This is a genomic window from Acinetobacter endophylla, assembly GCF_053543775.1.
The window spans coordinates 1-363 of the sequence record NZ_JBLVOM010000103.1 but is presented as its reverse complement, the minus strand read 5'-3'; the positions used below and the strand labels follow the sequence as shown (position 1 = coordinate 363).

1 protein-coding gene is annotated in these 363 nt (G+C 34.7%); it reads left to right on the top strand.

Annotation, left to right across the window (positions count from 1 at the left end; all coding sequences use genetic code 11):
• Positions 1-277 (top strand): S41 family peptidase (locus tag ACNPNW_RS05475; RefSeq protein ID WP_448766671.1); only part of this gene is annotated, 277 nt, incomplete at its 5' end.
• Positions 278-363 lie beyond the last annotated feature (86 nt).

The window sequence follows — 363 nt, the reverse complement described above, 5'->3', positions numbered from 1 at the left end:
TAACGAACAAACTGCCAGTTGTAGTGAAATTACTGCTTTGACACTGAGAACGAATTTAGAACTGGTGCAGCTAATCGGAGATAAAACAAAAGGGAAAAATTGCGGTCAAGAAATTATTGTTAATAAAACCAAAGGATTTTCTATGATTATAGCCTCTTTTATTTGGAAGTGTGATATTTATGGGATGGAAGATCTTCAGCAATTTATAAAAAATGATGTTGGGAAAAAGACTCCTTTCTCAACAGATGATGACTATTTCAAAATGGCATTAAATTAATGTAGGAGGGGATTATTTGACTGGCAAAATGGGTGGAGTACTCTGGTTACTGGCTGCATATTTGATTATTGTGGTGGTTGCTGTAA